The sequence below is a fragment of the bacterium genome, assembly GCA_016702305.1.
GTDB lineage: Bacteria > Electryoneota > RPQS01 > RPQS01 > RPQS01 > JABWCQ01.
Map to the genome: position 1 here is coordinate 589,063 of JADJEH010000017.1, position 18,551 is coordinate 607,613.

At 57.4% G+C, this 18,551-nt stretch carries 20 protein-coding genes; 2 read left to right on the forward strand and 18 right to left on the reverse strand.

Features of this window, described 5'->3' with window-relative positions; genetic code table 11:
• Nucleotides 1-162 precede the first annotated feature (162 nt).
• Nucleotides 163-753: a superoxide dismutase gene (locus tag IPH10_13840; protein MBK6911988.1), complete on the forward strand. Its 591-nt coding sequence runs from the start codon at nucleotides 163-165 to the stop codon at nucleotides 751-753.
• Nucleotides 754-758: 5 nt separating this feature from the next.
• A complete protein-coding gene (locus IPH10_13845) occupies nucleotides 759-1,157 on the forward strand; it encodes a DUF302 domain-containing protein (GenBank protein ID MBK6911989.1) in 399 nt (132 codons plus the stop codon).
• 140 nt (nucleotides 1,158-1,297) lie between these two features.
• Here IPH10_13845 and IPH10_13850 read toward each other — a convergent pair whose 3' ends face one another.
• The 18 genes from IPH10_13850 to IPH10_13935 form a co-directional block, all read right to left on the reverse strand.
• Complete coding sequence (locus IPH10_13850; GenBank protein ID MBK6911990.1) at nucleotides 1,298-1,702, reverse strand: hypothetical protein; 405 nt, start codon at nucleotides 1,700-1,702, stop codon at nucleotides 1,298-1,300.
• A complete protein-coding gene (locus IPH10_13855) occupies nucleotides 1,699-3,552 on the reverse strand; it encodes a T9SS type A sorting domain-containing protein (GenBank protein MBK6911991.1) in 1,854 nt (617 codons plus the stop codon). Before IPH10_13855 ends, IPH10_13850 begins: the two co-directional genes overlap by 4 nt.
• 122 nt (nucleotides 3,553-3,674) lie before the next feature.
• The gene (locus tag IPH10_13860; GenBank protein MBK6911992.1) at nucleotides 3,675-4,700 is read right to left on the reverse strand and encodes a T9SS type A sorting domain-containing protein; all 1,026 of its coding nucleotides are present in this window, start codon (nucleotides 4,698-4,700) and stop codon (nucleotides 3,675-3,677) included.
• 28 nt (nucleotides 4,701-4,728) lie between these two features.
• On the reverse strand, nucleotides 4,729-5,769 hold the full coding sequence (locus IPH10_13865; GenBank protein ID MBK6911993.1) for a T9SS type A sorting domain-containing protein: 1,041 nt from the start codon (nucleotides 5,767-5,769) through the stop codon (nucleotides 4,729-4,731).
• 31 nt (nucleotides 5,770-5,800) lie between these two features.
• Nucleotides 5,801-6,925 (reverse strand): hypothetical protein, encoded by a 1,125-nt coding sequence (locus IPH10_13870; protein ID MBK6911994.1) that lies wholly within the window; start codon nucleotides 6,923-6,925, stop codon nucleotides 5,801-5,803.
• A gap of 1 nt (nucleotide 6,926) precedes the next feature.
• On the reverse strand, nucleotides 6,927-7,688 hold the full coding sequence (locus IPH10_13875; protein ID MBK6911995.1) for a dienelactone hydrolase family protein: 762 nt from the start codon (nucleotides 7,686-7,688) through the stop codon (nucleotides 6,927-6,929).
• Between the two features lie 41 nt (nucleotides 7,689-7,729).
• A complete protein-coding gene (locus tag IPH10_13880; protein MBK6911996.1) occupies nucleotides 7,730-8,320 on the reverse strand; it encodes an inorganic diphosphatase in 591 nt (196 codons plus the stop codon).
• 12 nt (nucleotides 8,321-8,332) lie between these two features.
• Entirely contained in the window at nucleotides 8,333-9,196 is an 864-nt protein-coding gene (locus IPH10_13885; protein MBK6911997.1) for an SDR family oxidoreductase, read from the reverse strand.
• Nucleotides 9,197-9,198: 2 nt separating this feature from the next.
• Nucleotides 9,199-10,098, reverse strand: coding sequence for a TerC family protein (locus IPH10_13890; GenBank protein ID MBK6911998.1), 900 nt, complete (start codon nucleotides 10,096-10,098; stop codon nucleotides 9,199-9,201).
• A 64-nt stretch (nucleotides 10,099-10,162) separates the two neighbouring features.
• Nucleotides 10,163-10,957, reverse strand: a complete 795-nt coding sequence (locus tag IPH10_13895; GenBank protein ID MBK6911999.1) for a class I SAM-dependent methyltransferase — start codon at nucleotides 10,955-10,957, stop codon at nucleotides 10,163-10,165.
• Entirely contained in the window at nucleotides 10,957-11,409 is a 453-nt protein-coding gene (locus tag IPH10_13900; protein ID MBK6912000.1) for an META domain-containing protein, read from the reverse strand. The genes IPH10_13895 and IPH10_13900 overlap by 1 nt, the downstream gene beginning before the upstream one ends.
• 89 nt (nucleotides 11,410-11,498) lie before the next feature.
• Nucleotides 11,499-12,356, reverse strand: a complete 858-nt coding sequence (locus tag IPH10_13905) for an NAD(P)H-binding protein (GenBank protein MBK6912001.1) — start codon at nucleotides 12,354-12,356, stop codon at nucleotides 11,499-11,501.
• A 44-nt stretch (nucleotides 12,357-12,400) separates the two neighbouring features.
• A complete protein-coding gene (locus IPH10_13910; protein MBK6912002.1) occupies nucleotides 12,401-12,778 on the reverse strand; it encodes a hypothetical protein in 378 nt (125 codons plus the stop codon).
• Nucleotides 12,775-13,773 (reverse strand): aldo/keto reductase, encoded by a 999-nt coding sequence (locus IPH10_13915; protein ID MBK6912003.1) that lies wholly within the window; start codon nucleotides 13,771-13,773, stop codon nucleotides 12,775-12,777. The genes IPH10_13910 and IPH10_13915 overlap by 4 nt, the downstream gene beginning before the upstream one ends.
• 305 nt (nucleotides 13,774-14,078) lie before the next feature.
• Entirely contained in the window at nucleotides 14,079-15,944 is a 1,866-nt protein-coding gene (locus IPH10_13920) for a glutamate mutase L (GenBank protein ID MBK6912004.1), read from the reverse strand.
• 59 nt (nucleotides 15,945-16,003) lie between these two features.
• Nucleotides 16,004-16,792, reverse strand: a complete 789-nt coding sequence (locus tag IPH10_13925) for a hypothetical protein (protein MBK6912005.1) — start codon at nucleotides 16,790-16,792, stop codon at nucleotides 16,004-16,006.
• A gap of 169 nt (nucleotides 16,793-16,961) precedes the next feature.
• Nucleotides 16,962-17,189 carry a ferredoxin gene (locus IPH10_13930; protein MBK6912006.1) on the reverse strand — a complete coding sequence of 76 codons (228 nt, stop codon included), beginning with the start codon at nucleotides 17,187-17,189 and terminating at the stop codon, nucleotides 16,962-16,964.
• Between the two features lie 63 nt (nucleotides 17,190-17,252).
• The gene (locus IPH10_13935; protein MBK6912007.1) at nucleotides 17,253-18,497 is read right to left on the reverse strand and encodes a cytochrome P450; all 1,245 of its coding nucleotides are present in this window, start codon (nucleotides 18,495-18,497) and stop codon (nucleotides 17,253-17,255) included.
• Nucleotides 18,498-18,551 lie beyond the last annotated feature (54 nt).

Consider the following 18,551-nt stretch of genomic DNA (forward strand, 5'->3'; position numbering starts at 1 on the left):
CCTTCGCTTCAGAGGGCAGACCCGGCGCAGCAGGCCGGGTCTTCTCGTTAGATGTCGCGCGGCATGGGTTGAAAATGTCCGCGCAAAGCGCTATACTCTGGTCTGCCCGGCGCCCCCCAATTTGCATGCTCTGCAACATTAATCATACAAGAGGTTGACCCCATGGCCTTCACGGCAAAAGACTTCGGTACCAAGATTCTCGAACTCGACGGCATCTCGCGCAAGACCTGCGAAGAGCACCTCAAGCTCTATAACGGCTACGTGAACAAGACCAATGAAGTGCTGGAAAAGCTCGCCGCCCATGACGGCGCCGGCGCCAATCAGGTCTATTCGGAAATCCGCGGCTTGAAAGTGGATTTGAGCTTCGCCGTCGCGGGTATGCAGAATCACGAAATCTACTTCGCCCATCTGACGCCCGGCGGCACCGCGCTGTCCGGCGATCTGAAAAAGCAGATCGAAAAAGACTTCGGCAGCTATGACAAGTACATCGCGGATTTGAAGGCGTCCGGCATGGCCGCGCGCGGTTGGGTTTGGCTCGTGTGGTGGGAGGACGGTAAACGACTGATCAACTGGATCGGTGATGCGCAAAATTCGTATCTCGGTTGGAATCTCAAACCGATCATGGCCATGGACGTGTATGAACACGCCTACTTCATAGATTTTGGCGCGGCGCGGCCGGCCTATATCGAAGCGTTCATCAAAAACCTCTGCTGGGAAACCGTCGGCAAGAACTACGACGCCGCCAGAAGGTAAGCATCATGCCCGCTATCAAGTACGGTTGGGAGAAAGCGCTGCCCACGGTCACCTATGACGACGCCATCGCGCGTGTCACCGACTGCCTCAAAGAGGAGGGCTTCGGTGTGCTGACGGAGATTGACGTCAAGACGACGCTGAAGAAGAAGATAGACCTCGAATTCCGCAAGTACGTCATCCTCGGCGCTTGTAATCCGCATCTGGCGTCGCGCGCGCTGGCCGCCGAGCCGCAGATCGGGCTCATGCTGCCCTGCAATGTCGTCGTGCAGGAAGACGAACACGCGGGTTCCATCGTCTCGATCATTGACCCCAAAGCGATGTTCCTCTTCATCGAAAATGACGCGCTTAAACCCGTCGCGGCTGAAGCCGAGGAGAAGTTACAGCGCGTACTCGCCAAACTCTGACGGCTAACAGTCTGGTAAATGAGAACGGGACGCACACACGTGCGTCCCGTTTCTGTTTAGGCAATTTCGCGCCGCTTCAGCGGTCTGAGTTCTTCACGAATCGCCGCCGAGCAAATGTGACATCGGCAACAAGCGACTCGTCACTCCCGCTGAAAATACACCTCAAACTCCAAGCGGTTGCGAAGGTATGTCACGCGCAACGGCCATTCTGCGGTATCAGCGAGCACACGGAATTTACGCGCATACTCAAATTGAGTCGGCTTCCCGTTCGCCTCCGCAACACGAAACAAGAGAGTGTCCGCGCGCACGTTGAAGCGGCCGCCTTCGGTGTACTCCGCGCCGGACGTATCGCGTTCCGTTGGCGCATTGCGAAAATAGTAACGATACGTCGAATCGGTGCGCAGATCCAACGCCATACGTGCAATGTTCAAATAGCCTATGGATTGCGCACTGGCAAACCATGTCCCCACAACTCGCGGCGAGCTCGCAGGTTTAGCGCAGGCGAGCAAGAGCATGAGCGGAATACTGACCAATACGCGTTTCATTTGAGGAGAATCAAGCGCTGTGTGTCACGCACGTCTCCGGCGCGGGCCTGCAGCATATAAACACCGCTTGGCAAGTCGCGTGCGTCGAGAGTCAGCTCCGAATTTGGCGAGTGCATCATTCGGCCAAATAGCATCACGCGCCGACCGCGAATATCATAAAGCGAAAACTCCACCATCTGCTCCCGGGCGATGTCCACGCGAATGCGCGTCTCGGCATTAAAGGGATTGGGATAGGCCGCACGAACCGCAAAATCACGCGCGATGGCCGTGGACTCCGCCGAGACTTCCATCAGGACAAGCGACTCCACTGCCAGCACCTGTGGATCGATTGTTTGTTCTGCATACATCTGAGCGAAGCGCTGCGTCTCCGGCGTGTCATGCTGCGCCAAATAGTTTACCAGACGCGGTTGCACAGTCTGAAACAGCACCGCTACGGTGACGGCGGATGCGCGCGGCAGGCGATACGTGACCACATCCGCGCCGCTGCCCTCGATGCCGTTGGCACGATTGAAATTGTCGTCGCTGTCGGATACTCCGAAAATTTCCGTCGTATCGTACGACGCATGGGTGGACGTAAAACCGAGCGGCGGAAGGCGATTGTCCTTCAGGTGCGCGCCCGCGCGCAGCAGCGTCCACGTCCGCGCGCCGCTGTCGTCGCCCATGACCGCTTCGTACACCTGCACCTGATCGGGCGCAGTGATGAAATCGTAGTGCGGTTCGAATTCGAAATCATAACCGACAATTTCACCGGCCTCATCCACCGCGCCGGACTGGAATACCGTCTGACCATTCCCGTCGCGCGCGTCCACCGCCAGCCACATGCGGCGCAACGGAATGCCCGTCGGTAACTTATGTCCCGTTAGATTTGTCAATGTCACGGTCAGCAAGATCGAATCGCCGACCGCCTGTGCGTCGAGATCAAGCTCGCACGAGCGCTGCGTCAAACTGCGCTGCGTCTCGGCGATCGTCGAATCGAACTGCGCGGCCGTCGCCGTTACACCCAATGAATCGGCGTTGTCCCGCAACAGCCGCAGCATGGACACGTTTCCACCAACAAAAGCATGCTGCATGTAAGGCGCGCGCATCTCCGTATGCCACGGCGGCATTAACGCTATGTCCTGCGGATCACGCGCCGCGCGCATGTGACAATCCTGGCAGCTCGTTTGATTCGCATAGAAACTGTTTTTCCATTCGATATACGGCGTCTGTTCGGGAAACTCACCGATAATGTCACCGGCCGCGTTGAGCGTGGGCGTGATCAGCGTATGACACGTCGCGCAAAGTTCCGAGCGCCGCGTATGTTCGCCTTCGACGGGCGTATAATTGACATGATTCTGCATCGGGCCCGGCAGCGGATCGGCAAACGGACCGAAAATCATCCGCGCGTCGGTGATCTCATAACCGCCGCCGTAACTCTGCGGTGTGCCAAGATTGTTCGGCTGGATCTGATGACAGACGCTGCACGTCACACCGTCGCGATGCAGCGCGTTCTCAGCAAGCTGCGCCAGATTGTATGTCGAGTCGCCGTCGAATCGCGTCTGGGTATTCCCCGCTGGAACGTGACAGACCGTACAACGATTTTGAATCAAGTCCGCATGTTGTGGGAATGCCGCGAGTTCCGTCGCCACTTTCGCCCGCCACAGCGGATCTTTGGCTGAATTGCCCATCATCGTCGCGCGCCATTGCGTAACAGGAGAAATGTCCACACCATCTTGCGTCATGGCGACGCCGTTCGAGACGTGGCACATCTGACAATTGCCTGATCCGGAAAATAGCGTCGTTTCGTCCGTCGGCAGCTCCTGCGCCATGGCGGCGGCGACCCACAAAATTGAGAGAATGAAGTATAACATCAATATGTCCTTGCAGTGTATTCTGCAATGTACAAAATCTTCGTAAACAAATCCACGGCACAGACCCGCAACAAAAAGGGGCAGCCGGCCCCGGCTGCCCCTTGAATAGTCTTGAAAAACGGTTACTTCGTCAACACCATTCGCGTGGACTGCACTTCGCTGCCCGCCATAACCCGCGCGAAATAACTCCCGCTCCCCCACGCGCTGCCGTCAATTGGGAGGACATGCTGGCCCGCGCCGAGATCATAACTCATGTGCTGCACCGCTTGGCCGAGCTCGTTGTAAATCGTCAATTCGACGTGTGAGCTCTTGGCCAATTCAAACGGCAGATTCGTCGTCGGGTTAAACGGATTGGGGTAATTCTGCGACAGTCTGAAACTCTCTGCCACCGGGCCACGCACCGGATCGGCATTCACACCGCCTTCGGATGTGTAAATCAGATCACCCGTCGTGTATTCCGGTCCCGTCGCACCTGAGTTGGTGAACGTCATTCCACGCAAAGGATTGGCGGTCAACCAAGAGTACATCCACGATTCAAACGTGGCGCCGATCTGGATGCCGTTCACGAATGTCATTGAGTAGCCGTGCCGTAACTGGCGCAGCGCAGATTCCGTCCATCGCGGCGTTATCAAGTTGCCCCAGGCGTTGACCGTGTTGATCGCGCTGTCGAGCGAAACATACGTGACGCCCGGAGTCGGCTCCGCGGTCACACGGAATACCGTCGTCCAAGTCGTTCCGTTTGTGCACGGAAAAGGAAGAGTCAACGCATCGTTGTCGGAGATGTTTACAAGTCCGCCGCCAAGGTCCGTCGCAAAACCCAAATACCACAGACCATCGTTAGCTGCACGAAAATATGACCAGTATGATGTGCCCGGCACGCTGCCGGCAGTAGTAGCGGTCGGAAAGTCATCGCTGTACGGCGTTGTGGAGGGATCAAGATACTCGATTCCACCCGTCGTTCCAAAGTCAAACGATGTCATGTCCCAAGTCTGGTTGCCCGATCCCGTCGCGCCGTTCCACACTTGCGTCCCTCCGGAGTGATTCGACACCGATGTGCCAACTTGCGGGGCGCTGTTTTGGTTCAATGTGATCTGTCCGAAAGCGGTGGTGACAAAAACGATTGCCGCGAGCAAAGAGAGTCTCTTCATGCGATAGTCTGTTCCTTAGTTGTATTCCTTACTTCACCAACACCATACGTGTGCTTTGCGCTTCGACTCCGGCCGTCACTTTGGCGAAATAGCTGCCGCTGCCCCATGCGCTGCCGTCAATCGGCAGGCTGTGCGAACCGGCGCTCAGATCGAACGACTGCTGCATCACGACTTGTCCCGTCTCATTGTAAATTGTCATTTCCACATGCGAGTTCTTCGCCAATTCGATCGGCAAATTCGTCGTCGGATTGAACGGATTGGGGTAATTCTGCGATAGCCTGAAGCTCTGGGCAACCGGGCCGCGAATCGGATCGGTGGGGCTGCCGCCGCTGCTCGAGAAGCTCAAATAGCCGCTCGTGAAGTCTGGTCCAGTTCCGGATTCCGCGGCTGTGAAGCTGCCGCCGGTAACTCCGTTCTGCCCGAACCAGTTATAAGACCAGTTCTCTTCCGTATCTCCCTGCGGTATTCCGTTCATCAACACCCAATTGTAACTGTGCGCGAGATCGCGCAGCACGGGAAATGTTTCGACGACCGGGGTTGGTACGGTCAAGTTGCCCCAGCCGTCGATCTCATGCAATTCGCTGTCAACGGAAGTAATGGTGAAGCCTGGCATGAACTCAATGGTCGTGCGTAAGACGCTTGTCCAATTTGTGTTCATCGTGCACGGGAATTCAATCAGCAAGTATTCTTCGTCATAAGGGTTCGCATACGTTGTGTCAACATCCACGACGCCGAAGCCAAGATTGAAGAGGCCGGCGGAAGCGGCGCGGAAGAAGCTATAGGATCCTTCTCCTTCTGCCGCGTGTGTCGCGGTCGGAAAATCTGCCGCAAAGGGCGTCGAGGACGGCGCGACGAACGTGCTGACGTACCCACCTGAGTAGTCAAATGACGATATGTCCCAGTTCTGATTCGAACCGCCCGCACCGGGATCAAATGTTACTTCAGCGTCCGTCGAAAACGACGAAAACTGTGTTCCGACGCCCGGCATATTAGCCTGCGTCAACGTAATCTGAGCAAACGCGCAGCTCGCAAGAAGCGCACTCAGAACGATACCAAGTGGTGTTCTCATGGTTGCTCCTTTAAGGAGTGAATTAACGAAATTAAGCTTCGATCTTCTCAATGTTCGCGCGCGGCAGCGTAACCACTTCGCGCGAAGATTCCAGTTGCACTTTCAGCACGCGAACCTTCGCCTCCGTATCCAGCGCGGTCAGCTCAGGCGGCAACTCCGTGACGGTGCCGATTTGACCGAACCAAGGTTCGCGAATAATGCGCACGAGATCGCCGAGTTCCAGTCCGGCCGGCTCGTGCGTGTGCCCCGCATGGTGCGGAACGTCCTTTCTGGCAATGATGATCTCCGGTCGCATCACGCCCGCGCGAATCTGCGTCGCGCCGCTCACCGACGCCTTGTGACCTTGATTGCGCTGCAGCAGATCAAAGGTCCGGCGCGCCATCGTGATCTTGCCGAATCCTTCGGTGAGCACCAGCGTGACGCCAATTTGCTCGCCGCCCGTAATCGCCACGCCCTGTTCGTAGCCCAACAACTTTTTCAAGTCAAGACTGTCAAAGCCGCCCACGACCAGCGCGGCCGCGCCGCCGGCAATCGCCTTCTTCACCGCTTCATACGTCGCAAATGAGCCGCCCACCAGAATCTCGCGCTTACATGATGACGGTATCTTGCTCTCGTCTATCACTTCGTCCGGCGAGTTTGCAATCATGCGAATGTCGCCGGACGTCTCGCCGCCAATGCCGAAGATGCCTTGAATGAACGAGCCGACCGCCTGAACTTCTACACCTTCGTTCGGAAATATTTCCGTGACGCGGCCCTCGATATACGCCTCAATTTCGACGGGCACCGGCGGATCGCGGAATATAAGCTGCCCCGTCACATCGGACACCGACTCCAGCGACCCGGTGATCGGCGACTTCAGCTTGTTCTTGAACATGCCGAAGAAAGACTTGGCTTCGGCGATGATCTGATCCTTCGCGACCTTGTCACCCTCCTTGATCAGCAGCGCTCCGCGCACGTCGCCCGGCAATATGCCCAGCAGATTCGCCGCGTTAAGCGGAGTCACATTGCCGGGCAGATTCGTACTGGCGACGACCTGCTCAGCGGCCATGTGTTCGCCGACCCGAACCGTAACCTCGCCCTTTAGCGGCAGAATTCGGTCCTTCGTAATCAGCGTCGTCTCGGCGACGCGCAAACCCGGTGTAAATGATGTCGCCATGCTACTCTTTCTTGTCTTCGACGGCGGCAGGCTTGGCGAACAGCTCGGAAAGCATGACACGCATCTCTGTCATGGACGCCTTCTCCGCTTCGGCGTCATATGCTACACCATCCAACCCCGTCTTGTCCGCGTTGGGATTGGTGAAAGCGTGCTTTGCACCCGCGTAGTGGATCACTTTGTAGTTGACCCCGGCTTCCGTCATGGCCTGGTCAAATTGCGTCACCTGCTCATTCGGCACAAAGGGATCGGCGTCACCATGTAAGACCAGTACACGCCCCTTGATGTTGCGTGCCCGCTCCGGATTGGGCGCGGCCAATCCGCCGTGAAAGGACACGCAGCCTTTCAACGGCGCACCGCTCCGCGCCAGTTCGAGCGCGGCTGTGCCCCCAAAACAAAAACCGATCGCCGCCGTCCGCGCCGTGTCCACATGCGCCTGCATGAGCATCTGCTCGTAAGCCGCGTTGGTCATGGTTTCGAATTTCGCAAAGTCCTGATAGAAAGCGCTCGCCAACTTGTTTGCCTCTTCGGCATTGGTTGTCGTCATGCCTTGGCCGTACATGTCCGCGACAAACGCGACGTAACCCAAGTCCGCCAGTTCGCGCGCGCGGCGCTTCACATACTCATTGATGCCCCACCACTCGGGAAAAACGACCACCGCCGGGCGCGGTTCCGTGATCTTCTCATTCTGAACGAGATAGCCCTGATACTCTTTCCCGTCCACGGTGTAGTCCACCAAGGTGGCTTTGAGCGCGGCATTCGCCATAACAGCTCCGCATAATAAAACAGCCAAACACACAAACGTCTTCATCGGGTCCCCTTTGGTTTCTTCTTCTTGACAGTCGTCTTCTTCACCGCCGCGGCCTTGCGCGACGCGGTTGGTTTCGTCTTGGCCCGCTTGATGCAATCTTTGATCACCTGTTCCGCTTCCCAACGGTCCTTCCAACCCATGGAGGTCACATGCTTGCCTTCGAGCTCCTTGTAAACACGAAAGAAGTGATCCATCTCGCGCAGGAAATGCGGCGGCACGTCGGATAGGCTGTGATATGTTTCAAAGGACGGATCCGTTGAAGGCACGCACAAGACCTTCTCGTCACCGCCCTTTTCATCGTGCATCAACAGCACGCCCAGCGGGCGCGCCGCCACCACACACCCCGGAAAGGTCGGCGTCTTGACCAGTACCAGCACATCCAGCGGATCGCCGTCGTCCGCCAATGTTCCGGGGATAAATCCGTAATCTCCCGGATAGTGCACCGGAGAAAATAGTGGGCGATCCAGTACGATCGCGCCGAGGTCACTGTCATACTCGTACTTGTTGCGGTGGCCGTAGGGCACTTCCACCACGACATATATCTCATTCGGAATGCGCGGTCCGGGCGGTAATTCGTGCAGCTTCAAAATAGGGTCCTGCTATAATTGTGGTCGTTTAGGCAAGCGATGTTCCAAGCGCATGCCGCGGAGCATGGCGCCTTGAACCTCACTGCAAATTTGATTAATCATTTTCAGCCCTCCGGAGTCCTTGCGTAGCGCGACCCGTAACGGGCGCGTGCCCGGAGTGGCTTCAAGCATCATAAGCATGGCGTTGCTCACGTCCCGCGGATCGGGCGCGGCCCCGCTGGCCAGGTACTGCTTCGTCTGCGCGTCCGATTGTTCGGCCTCGGCCTGCTCGTCCGGATAGCCGGCCAGCCGCGCCGCATCGTCCGTATCAAGTATGTTGGCCCGAAAATTCGACGGATAGGCGCCCGGCTGAATAATCACTGTTTCAATGCCGTGCGTGATGACTTCGTAGGCCAATGATTCGGCGTACGCCTCAAGCGCGAACTTGCTGGCGCAATAGCCCGACAGATAGGGCAGCACCGTCCGGCCCAATCCGCTCGAAACATAAATCAGCAAACCGCTCCGCTGCGCCCGCATCGCGGGCAGCACGGCACGATTGAGCCGATGCACGCCCACCACATTCACGTCGAGAACATAGCTCAATTGCGCGGGTGTGCTCGCTTCGGCCACGCCGTTCACGCCCATCCCCGCATTGTGTATCACGCAGTCCAGCGCAGCGTCTATTCCCGCGATTGCATTGGCAACCGACTCGTCGCTCGTTACATCGAGCGCGAGTACGCGCACATTGTCGAGTCCGCTTAACTCATCCGCCGCCGCGCGGTTCCGGCCGACCGGATCCCGCATCGTCGCGAAAACCGTATGCCCCGCCGCCGCAATCTGTCGCGTTGCCAAATGACCGAAACCGCTTGAACAGCCCGTGATCAATACCGTGGCCATCGCTATACTCCGTGGTGCTCGTGCTTCTCGTGAACGCGCTTCGGGAAAACCAGCGACGCGACGATCGAAAGCGCCAGCATGCCGCCGACCGCCGCCAGCGCCCAGCCAAGCGGAATCGCGAAGGCCGTGTGGCCGATCAGCATCTTGACGCCAATAAACGTCAGCACGCCGGCCAACCCATATTTCAAGTAGTGGAAACTGTCCATCATCCCGTGCAGCGCGAAATACAGAGATCGCAGTCCAAGGATCGCGAACACGTTCGACGTAAACACGACGAAGGGATCGAGCGTAATCGCAAAAATCGCCGGAATCGAGTCCAGCGCGAACACGACGTCCGTGAAATTGATCACCTGCAGCACCACAAACAGCGGCGTCGCCGCCCAGAAACCGCGCCTGCGAATGAAGAACTTCTCGCCGTAAAACTGGCTGGTGATCGGGAAAATCTTCTTCGTCAACGTCACCAGCGGATTCTTGTCCGGGTCAACGCCCTGCTCGTCCTGCATGGCCATGCGGATACCCGTGTAGATCAGGAACGCGCCGAATACATAGAGCACCCAGTCAAACGCCGCGATCAACGCCGCACCCAACGCAATCATCAGGCCGCGCAAGATCATCGCGCCCAAAATACCCCAGAACAGCACGCGATGCTGGTACTTCGGAGGTACCTTAAAATATTGGAAGATCAGGATGAACACGAACATGTTGTCCACCGACAACGACAGTTCAATCAGATAGCCGCTCACATACTCAACGGCTGTCTGCTCTCCTTTCCACCAATAGACGAACCCGCCGTAAAACATCGCCAGCGTAAACCACACCGCGCACCACGCTAACGCTTCTTTCTTCGAGACGACGTGCGCCGTCTTATTGAAAACACCCAGGTCGAGCAGGAGCAGCGCCATGATCCCGGCGACAAAAAAGACCCATTGTAAAATTTCGAAATCCAAAGCTGCCTTCCGTATCCGACTAATGTTTCTCGATCGCCGTGCTCGCAACGACCACGACGAAACGGTTGCTTAAAGTCAATTTGCCCGACTCATCCGTAAACTGCTGCGCCGCGGCAGCCATGGCCTGTTTCACCGGCTCCGCTCCCAGTTGGCTCACCGAATAGCGCGTCGCCCCTGCGCCGGACTGGCCTTCCCACAGCTCCTCAAAGTGCGCATGGCTGCGCACGAGGTCTATCTCCGCAGTCTCCCGAATCACCAGACCTGCCTGTGAGATCACGTCAAACAGCTTCGCCGGCGGTGACAGAGAAAACGGTCCTTCAAAATGCGGCGGCTGGACGAACAGCTTGCGAACCGCCGCGCCGAGCGTCGCAAAATTGGAATGCTCCGGCGCTGCAAAGCAGCAAATGCCGATCAGTCCACCGCGCTTGGTCACGCGCGCAAGTTCCCGTAACGCAACGACTGGATGCTCCGTGAACTGCAGCGAGTTCGCGGCGAGCGACACGTCAAACGCCGCGTCCGCGAACGGCAGCGACTCCGTATCGGTGACGATGAACTCTCCAGCCGGTACACGTGAGCGCGCGATAGCCAGCATCTCCGGCGCCACATCAGTCCCCGTCACGCGCGCGCCGCGTTCGGCCGCCAATACCATTGCGCCGCCTGCTCCGCAGCCCGCATCCAATACATGTTGTCCCGCACTCACGCCGCATTGCTCAATCAGCCACGCGGACAACGGCAGACTGTAAGCCTCTTGCCGTTCCGCCCACATTGGCGCACTCGGTCCCCACAGCTCAGCTTGTCGTTTCCCGGATGCCATCAGTTCAGGTACAATGCGGCCAGGCGCATCACAACTTTGCTATTCTGCAAAAACACAACACTGTCTTCGCCCACCATGCGGTAACGGTTGACCAATTCCAAACCGCGCAGGAATTCCCGCTCAACCTCCATGGCCCCGTCGCAATTGACTTTTGTCGTCAACATCTCGCTGAACGCGAGTTGTTCACCGTCAACCGAGTAGGTGCCGCCGAAGCGATTGCAGCTGGCCGCGCCTTTGGCGCGATTCGTCTGCAAACTGAGCATAATATAAGGCTCCTGGCGAAAACCCTCCGCCATCGCAACCGCTGCCCCGTTCAGCTCGTACAGCCGCCAGCGCTTGTTTTTCAGCGGCTCGTGCGGTTGTCGCGGCGTCTTCGGCGGCGGCGAGGAAATCGTATCGGGTGACTGCACCACGGGAGCGGGCTTTACCGCATCAGGCGTCGGTTGAAGCACGCGTGACGGTTCAGCAGCCTTGGGCGGTTCGTTTGACTTGCTGCCGCAGCCGGTGACAAGCACGACTGCGAGCGAACATATCAGAATAGTTATGCGAGCAGATGTTTGCACCAGTCCTCGATCGTCATGAGCGGTCCGCGGAGTAAGGCCGCAGCCGCCTGTGGATTTCCCGTTTCACCGTACTGTTCAAACTTCGCCATGAAATCGGCAAAACTGTCAAGCCAGGCCATCTCTTCATCCTGGGCCGCAAGCTCCTTGGCCTCTGCAATCGAAACCTGCTCAACCGGCAGGCCGGGCCGCAACTGTTCACAATAATATTGCAGCGCGTCCAGCATCTTCATGCCGCGCGGGCCGTGTACGGTATACCGGCGGTGGCCCTGCCATTCCTCCTCCTCCATCAACGCCGATACCATCTTCGCGTAGTCGTGCGCCGCGACAAAGTGCCACGTGAGCGGCTGCTCGCCGACCATCAGGCCGCGATCCGGCATGACAAAATAGTCGAGGCTCTCAAAAAACCACGTGCAGCACCACACAACCGTCGGTACGCTGCCCGCTTCGAGCGCAAGAATGCCCTTTGATAACGCCGCGCGTCTGCTCCACGCATGCTGCGGGTCGGGTTCCCAGTCGCCGGAAATAAGCGAGATCTTCTGAATACCGCACTCAGCCGCGGCGTTGGCCACGTTGACCAGGCCCTCGTGCAGAACGTCGTCCGGCGATGCGTCATGATCCGTATTCAGATTGATATGCACCGCCGTGCAGCCCTCGAAACCATGCACGAGCGAATCGAAGTCCGTCACGTCGGCATGGGCATACTCCGGGCGGTTACCCAATTGCTCCTTGGCGGTAATCGGCGTGCGGCTCAAGACGCGCACTTGAAATCCGTCGTCGAGCAAGCGCTCCACCACAGGCCCGCCCAACAATCCTGTCGCACCAATCACTGCAATCATCGTTCTCAGTCGTTAAGGGTTAACAAAATCTGTTTCTGAAAGTGTCACGGCCGGCAACTCGTGTCCGGCCTGAGCATCGTAATCTCCTCAATCACCAGACCCGCGCGCACGCGGCCGTCGGTCGAGTCGGCCTCCGAGCGTCCGCGAAACTCAGCATAGGCCGGTGCGCCGTCAAGCTGCATGCTCACATACGCCCGTTCGACTTCCAGCCAATCGCCCTTGAATTTCACGACGAACATTTCACCCGTCGCACATTCGATGAGTGACGCGGCGTCGGCTTTGTAGGAAAGCATGCCCCGCATCGGCACCGCCTCGGCCCGCTGCTGTTTCGCCGCCTCTCGCGCCTTTCGCCCGGCATTGAATACCGGAAGCAGGAGGAGTATGACGACAACAAGCGCAATGACAGCGGCGGCAATCTTCAAATACTCTCCGTCATCGTTGAGCTGATGCTGAAGGCCGGGTAGCGGCCGCCCGCAATCGCGGCGGGGTCAGCCAATTGGTCCAATTCCGACACATCGCCTGCCGACAATCTAATCTCGAGCGCCTTCAGATTTTCTTCCAATCGTTGGATCTTCTTCGTGCCCGGAATCGGAATCATGTCCTCGCCCTTGGCCAGCACCCACGCCAGCGCAAGCTGCGCTGTGGTGCAACCATGTTGCTTGGCCTTGTCTTCAATCTTCAATAGCCAAGCGCGATTGCTGGTCAGATTCTCACCTTCAAAGCGCGGGAAATGCGCCCGCGCATCGCCCGGCGAGGAAATCTGTGCGGTGTCGGCATAGTGCCCTGTCAAAAAACCGCGACCCAACGGACTGTATGGCACCATCGCGATTCCCAGCTCGCGGCAGACCGGCAGTAGCTCCAGTTCGATGTCGCGCGTCCACATGGAGTATTCATACTGTGCCGCCGCCATGGGATGCACGGCGTGGGCGCGGCGAACCGTCTTCGGGCCCGCTTCCGATATGCCAAGATACTTCACCTTGCCCGCGTCCACCAGTTCCTTCATAGCGCCCCACGTCTCTTCAATCGGAACCTTCGGATCAATGCGATGTTGATAGTAGAGATCAATCTGCTCGACGCCCAACCGCATCAAACTCGCGTCGCAGCAGCGTTTCACATATTCCGGCTTCCCGTTCACACCCAGAAACGAGCCGTCGAAGCTGCGCACATTCGCAAATTTCGTGGCGATAAACACCTCATTGCGCCGTTCACGCAGCACGTGCGAGAGCAGCACTTCATTGAGCCCGACGCCATACATATCCGCCGTATCCCAAAAGCTGCATCCCAAATCCAGCGCGCGATGCAATACCTTGATGTTCTCTTTCATGTCCGATGTTCCGTAAAACTCGGACATCCCCATGCACCCAAGCCCCAGCGCCGAAACACTCGGACCAATCTTACCTAATTTACGTTGTTGCATTGTTGATCTACTTTCTGTCATCCTTCAAAACTACTATTCAGCCATACTATTCACCAGATAGGGGCGGATGGCAATCCGCCCGTTCTGCTTTCAGTTCTCCCCTTCTCCATTCATTGGGATGGGGCCGGGGGATGGGGCCTGCGTTCCGCCGAGCGGGGATTTAGCGCAGCGGTTCCCAACCGGAATCCGAATCGGCGTAGCGCCCAGCTTGCTGGGCAAAATCCCCAAAGCAACGTTGTGAATCCCAGCCCGCTTCTGTCATCCTGGACTCGATGCGCCTGTGCCAGCGCAATGTTGAGCACTTGTTAAGTGCCCTTCCTCACCGTCGCCACACCATCATCATGCGCGTCGGCTAAGATGAAGTCCTGTATCTTCGTCCACTTCTGGATCTTGGCAACGCGATTTTCCGTCTGCGGTGACAAATCCAGCGGACGACCGCGCGTGTCAATCAGCAGGCCGACCACACCGCCGTGCAGCGTCGCTTGAATTTCTTTGCCTGATCCGGCGCCGACGTCAAAGCCTTTTTCAGGCTTAATCGTCGCCTTGATTTCATCACCCGGTGCCAGCGGGAACAGCAGCAACTCACCGAACGGTACGCTCTGATTGAATGCCTGTCCGCTCTTGCTCGTGCCGGTGATCGTCACGCACGGCTTGCCTTCTTTGCTCTTGCCCACGGGACAAACGCATGAACCAAGTCGCACCAGACAATCTTTTTCAAACACCTGAATCGCTGCTTGCTCGTGCACACTCGCCAGCACGCCGAGGTGCGGCATCATGAAGATCGAATCCACCGCGAGTTCAGTCACCCCTTCCGGCTGAAACGCGTCCATCATCATGTGCGCGGCCTGACTGCGCCGCGGCGCATGCGACAGCACACCGCCCGACCCTACGATGATGTTCAAACTCATCATGTTCACCACCGTTTCACCCGAGCCGCTCTGGTCGAAGGTATCCGAAATCGTGCGCTCCTGCTGTATGCCCTTTAATGACGTGGCGAAATTCTTATGCTGCACGAACGCCAGCCTGAGCGCTTCGCGCGAAATCGCCTGCTCGATTTGCAGCTCTTCTTTCGTCTGCGGAATCGTCGTCGGGCGAATCATCTTGTTGGCGATGCGGTTGCGCAATTCGCGCTCGTCAATCACAAACGGCACCCAGCGCATGATGTTCTCAATTCCCGCTTCGGCCAGAACATTCATCACCGAATAGCTCATCCCCAAATTCGCGGACACCGTGCGATTGAACACCGTCTCCTTCGTTTCCGATCCCGGCACGCGGAAAATCGAGAATACGTCCGTCGTCGCGCCGCCGATGTCCACACCCACAAGCGTAATGTCGCGCGCCTTGGCCACGCGCTGCATAATATCTCCCACCGCGCCCGGCGTCGGCATAATCGGCGCATCCGACCACGCCATCAGCTTGCGATAGCCCGGCGCCTGTGCCATCACGTGCTCCATAAACAGGTCATGGATCGCGTCGCGTGCGGGGCCGAGATTCTCGCGTTCGAGCACCGGCCGCAGATTGTCCACCACGAGCAAATCCACCTCATCCCCGAGCACATTCTTGATGTCGTCGCGCGCCTCTTTGTTCCCCGCGTAAATCACCGGCAGCTTGTAGGACGACCCCAAGCGCGGCCGCGGTCGCGCGGCCTTCAAGAGCTCGGCAAGCTCGATCACATGTTTCGTCGTGCCGCCGTCCACGCCGCCCGAGAGCAGAATCATGTCAGGCCGCAGCTTGCGAATGCGCTCTATCTTCTGATGCGGCAAGCGGCCATCATTTGACGCCAGCGTGTCCATCACAATCGCGCCCGCACCGAGCGCCGCGCGTTCCGCCGATTCCGCGGTCATGGCCTTCACGACACCCGACACCATCATCTGCAAGCCGCCGCCCGCCGACGAAGTCGAAATGTATATGTCGCAACCACGGTCGCCCGACTTCGTCTTGATGATGCCGTCTTTTTCCGTGAACTCGCGCCCCATGATCTCGCCGATCTCGGAGATCGCGTTGAGCACACCTTTCGTCACGTCTTCAAACGGCGCTTCCACGGTCGTCGGCGCCTCACCGCGGCACACCAACCGATACTCGTCCCCCTGCTTCTCGATCAGAATTGCCTTAGTGGTCGTCGAACCGCAGTCCGTCGCCAGAATTGTCGTGATGTCAGATGGTTTTTTCATGTGCTATTGCCAATCGTGTGACCTGTCTCCTATTATCTTCAATATGACGCTCACAGTAACTACTTAGATAGACTCTTCTTCGCAGGCTCCACATATTCCAAATAGGGAACTGACGGCACAACTTGCATCGAGTCAAGCACCCCATAACCGCTCCAAGTCTGCGTCGGCGGATAATACACAAATCGCTTTCCCTCCCCATCGGGCATCCACTGCGTCGAAACCGCCACCACCGAGTCAATCGGATATCCGTACAGCTTGATATCCCAATTCGCGCGAATGTACATCGGCAGTTCGACATATCGGCTCTTCACCAAACTCACGACAGTCGGCGCAGCGCCACGGTCCTGATAAAAGACGTCTGCGCTCTTGACCAACGCCAGCACTTGCGATTGTGCGCCGACCGCAAGATCATGTTCTTGTTCTTTGGTCAAACTGCCGAAATGGTAGCCCGGCACACCCGAACCGTGCCACATCCCGGTTTCAACATCATAGCAAACACGGTGGAAATCCGGCAGGCTCACCGTGTTGGCGTTCTTCGCAAGATGCTTCTGCTGCGCACAGAGCTTCAAGAACGAGTTTCCGGTGAAGCGGATCCACCAATCCGCCGTAACGGCAGAATCTAACGTGACATACTTGAGTTCAACAAGCTCGTCAACAGACTCAGGCCAAGCGCCGCGGTCTTGAAAGAAGATCTGTGTTTGCCGCAGTATCTGCGGTATGACCCGTTTCACCTGTTCGATCTTCACCGAATCTTCCGGCAGCACCTCCGGCGCGCGCGGCTCACCGGCGAAAACAATGAAGGCGCCGATAAACGGCCCGGAGATGAGTGAGAACAGAACGATGCGCATGACTAACCCCTGAACAGATGGTTACCATTCTATTGACATCGGAACAATACTGTACAGCTGTCCCATCTAATGAGTTCTAAAGAGAAGCGCAAGTTCCCTTTGAACTCTGTCCCCAATCTAAAGAAAACACCCCATTCTCTTTAGATTCTCTCCGGTGTCTCAAGCTGGCTCAGTTTCTTGGCCAAACCCGCTCGCCGGTCTCCTTGTCCACCAGAAAAATCGCGTTCATCGGGCAGGCGTGCGCGGCCGCGAGAACACCTTCGTCATCCAGGGTGTCCGGCGCAATCACATGCGACTGAAACTCCGCGTCGAGCGCGAAAATATCCGGCGCTTCCATCATGCACAACGTCGAACCGACGCAGCGATTCTTGTCAATGGTGATATTGTATTTCGACATATGCTGTTTTGATCTCCCCCAAGATCTGCCGCAGATTTGGGGAGATTAAGGGGGGCTTCTGAATTACGCTGAATGTTGTATCGGGCACGTCTCCCACACCACCGGGAACTCGTTCAACGCACGCGACACAATCGCCGGTTGATACTCAAGCACATTCGCCGCGAGCTTCGGCAGCTCCATCCGCTCCGCCATGATGCGGAACGTCTCACCCGCTTCCATGCGCGCCAGCGGGCCGCCCACGCAAACGTGTATGCCGTGCGCGAACGACACGTGCGGATTCGGATTGCGCGTGATATCGAGTTTGTCAGGATCCTTAAACACTTCCGGATCACGGTTCGCCGCCGTCAGTGCCAGCAGCAGGCGCTGATCCTTCTTGATCTGTTTGCCGCCCACTTCCTGATCATACTTGGCCCAGCGCACCGTCGCCTTCACCGAAGTATCAAAGCGCAGCAGCTCTTCCACCGCGCTGTCGGTCAACTCCGGGTGCTTCTTGAGCAGCTCCCACTGATCCGGATTCTGAATGAAGGCCAGCGAACCGTTGTTAATCAGGTTCGTCGTCGTTTCGTGACCGCCGAACACCAGCAGCACCACCGTCGCAATCACTTCGTCGCGGCTCAGGATGCCGTCCTTCTCGGCCTGCGTCAACATCGAAATCAGATCATCCTGCGGACGCTGACGGCGCTCTTCAACCAGCGGCGAAAGATACTCGACAAACGAGTTGATCCCCTCGCAGGCAATTTCGCGGCGGCGCGGTTCGTCGGCGCGAATGAAGAACAGCACGCCGATCTGTTCGCTCCAGTACTTAATGTCGTCGCGGTCTTTGTCCGCTTCGGGAATGCCGAGCATGTTCAGAATCACGGTCAACGGAATCAGGTACGAAAACTCCTTAACCATGTCGTACTGCTTCCCCGCTTCGATCCGGTCTATCACCGAATGCACGATCTGCTGAATGCGCGGCTTGTATTTCTCCAGCGCAATCGGCGTCAGCACCGGATTGAGCAGCCGGCGAATGCGCGTGTGATCCGGCTGATCCTTGAAGATGAACCAGTTGGCCAACACGTCGAAGATCGGCTTAAACCGAATCTCGTCGCCGGGTTTCATCTCTTCACCCAAATACTTGATCCGCTGGGACGACCATCCCGCCGGATCGCGCAGCACCTTCACGATATCGTGATAGCGCGTCAGCACCCAGCCGCCCCACTTCTCGTTCCAGTAAACCGGATCATGCGCGCGCAGCTTGTGATAATACGCATGCGGATCGTTCATCACGTCCCGCGTCATCATGTCATTAAAATTGAGTGTGGTCATGGGATGGGTTCGACTAAATTAGATATGTGAAACTAGAAGAGTGTCCTCGGGGAA

Coding starts and splice junctions, on each gene's coding strand:
- IPH10_13875 (MBK6911995.1), bottom strand. CDS start 7,688: ATGGCGAATGCCGCGCTCAAAGCCACCTTGGTGGACTACACCGTGGAC.
- IPH10_13925 (MBK6912005.1), bottom strand. CDS start 16,792: ATGCGCATCGTTCTGTTCTCACTCATCTCCGGGCCGTTTATCGGCGCC.
- IPH10_13890 (MBK6911998.1), bottom strand. CDS start 10,098: ATGGCGCTGCTCCTGCTCGACCTGGGTGTTTTCAATAAGACGGCGCAC.
- IPH10_13870 (MBK6911994.1), bottom strand. CDS start 6,925: ATGGCGACATCATTTACACCGGGTTTGCGCGTCGCCGAGACGACGCTG.
- IPH10_13905 (MBK6912001.1), bottom strand. CDS start 12,356: ATGATTGCAGTGATTGGTGCGACAGGATTGTTGGGCGGGCCTGTGGTG.
- IPH10_13855 (MBK6911991.1), bottom strand. CDS start 3,552: ATGTTATACTTCATTCTCTCAATTTTGTGGGTCGCCGCCGCCATGGCG.
- IPH10_13935 (MBK6912007.1), bottom strand. CDS start 18,497: ATGACCACACTCAATTTTAATGACATGATGACGCGGGACGTGATGAAC.
- IPH10_13895 (MBK6911999.1), bottom strand. CDS start 10,957: ATGGCATCCGGGAAACGACAAGCTGAGCTGTGGGGACCGAGTGCGCCA.
- IPH10_13840 (MBK6911988.1), top strand. CDS start 163: ATGGCCTTCACGGCAAAAGACTTCGGTACCAAGATTCTCGAACTCGAC.
- IPH10_13915 (MBK6912003.1), bottom strand. CDS start 13,773: ATGCAACAACGTAAATTAGGTAAGATTGGTCCGAGTGTTTCGGCGCTG.
- IPH10_13860 (MBK6911992.1), bottom strand. CDS start 4,700: ATGAAGAGACTCTCTTTGCTCGCGGCAATCGTTTTTGTCACCACCGCT.
- IPH10_13865 (MBK6911993.1), bottom strand. CDS start 5,769: ATGAGAACACCACTTGGTATCGTTCTGAGTGCGCTTCTTGCGAGCTGC.
- IPH10_13850 (MBK6911990.1), bottom strand. CDS start 1,702: ATGAAACGCGTATTGGTCAGTATTCCGCTCATGCTCTTGCTCGCCTGC.
- IPH10_13920 (MBK6912004.1), bottom strand. CDS start 15,944: ATGAAAAAACCATCTGACATCACGACAATTCTGGCGACGGACTGCGGT.
- IPH10_13845 (MBK6911989.1), top strand. CDS start 759: ATGCCCGCTATCAAGTACGGTTGGGAGAAAGCGCTGCCCACGGTCACC.
- IPH10_13885 (MBK6911997.1), bottom strand. CDS start 9,196: ATGGCCACGGTATTGATCACGGGCTGTTCAAGCGGTTTCGGTCATTTG.
- IPH10_13930 (MBK6912006.1), bottom strand. CDS start 17,189: ATGTCGAAATACAATATCACCATTGACAAGAATCGCTGCGTCGGTTCG.